This is a genomic window from Streptomyces sp. NPDC004561, from assembly GCF_053602155.1.
In genome coordinates this window covers 1-1,081 of record NZ_JBSGDB010000939.1, presented here as the reverse complement: position 1 = coordinate 1,081, position 1,081 = coordinate 1, and the positions used below count along the sequence as shown (strand labels likewise).

1 pseudogene is annotated in these 1,081 nt (G+C 66.3%); it reads left to right on the top strand.

Features of this window, described 5'->3' with window-relative positions:
* Positions 1 to 78 precede the first annotated feature (78 nt).
* Positions 79 to 1,058 (top strand): annotated as a pseudogene (locus ACWEN3_RS46855) (IS5 family transposase).
* Positions 1,059 to 1,081 lie beyond the last annotated feature (23 nt).

The window sequence follows — 1,081 nt, the reverse complement described above, 5'->3', positions numbered from 1 at the left end:
CCTAGGGCCTGTGTGATGTCGTGATCAGCTGCTGAGTTCTGCTCTGTTCCCGGGGTGGAATCCGGTAGGACTGTGGTCGTGACACGCAGGCAACTCACCAATGCCCAGTGGAAGTTCATCGAGCCGTACCTGCCGATCGGTAGGTACGGCCCGTACCCGGAGCGGTTGCGGGAACAGTTCGAGGGTGTGATCTGGCGGTTCCGGTCCAGTGCCCAGTGGCGGGAGATGCCTGCCGAGTTCGGCCCGTGGGCCACCGTCTACGGACGCTTCCGCGTCTGGCGGGACGCCGGTGTCTTCACTGCCCTGCTCGAAGGCCTGATCGCAGAGGGGGCTCGCGTGGGGAGAACGGACTTGTCGCTGGTCAGCGTGGACTCCACAACGGTCCGCGCCCACCATGACGCTGCAGGGATGCGCGTCAGCAAGCACCTCATGGAGGCCCTGGAAGAAGCCGCGCAGGAGCAGGAAGCGGCTCGGCAAAAGGGGGCGGACTGGAGGAACAGAACGGACAGGTCGAACGCCGGCGCATCCGACGCAGACGCAAGCTCCGCCTGAAGGAAGCCCTGCTCGGCAGGTCCCGGGGCGGCCTGACCAGCAAGGTCCATCTCGCCGCAGACCGCAGGTGCCGTCCGCTTGCGCTGGTCCTGACTGCCGGACAGGCCGGGGACAGCCCGCAGTTCATCCCCGTGCTCGCGCGGGTGAGAGTCCACCTGCCTGTCGGCCGTCCCCGCACCAAGCCCGGCGCGGTCGCCGCAGACAAGGCCTACTCGTCCCGCGGAAATCGCTCCTACCTGCGCAAACGCGGAATCAAGGCCGTCATCCCGGAAAAGCGGGACCAGGCCGCCAACCGCAAGAAGAAGGGCGCACGAGGCGGCCGACCCTTCAGCCACGACGCCGACCTGTACAAGGAACGGAACACGGTCGAGCGCCTGATCAACAAGCTCAAGGCCTGGCGAGGCATCGCCACCCGCTGCGACAAGAGCCCCGACAGCTACCTCGCCGGCCTCCACCTCCGAGCCGCAATGATCTGGGTCGACGACCTGATCAAGACCACCGAATGATCACGACATCACACAGGCCCTAG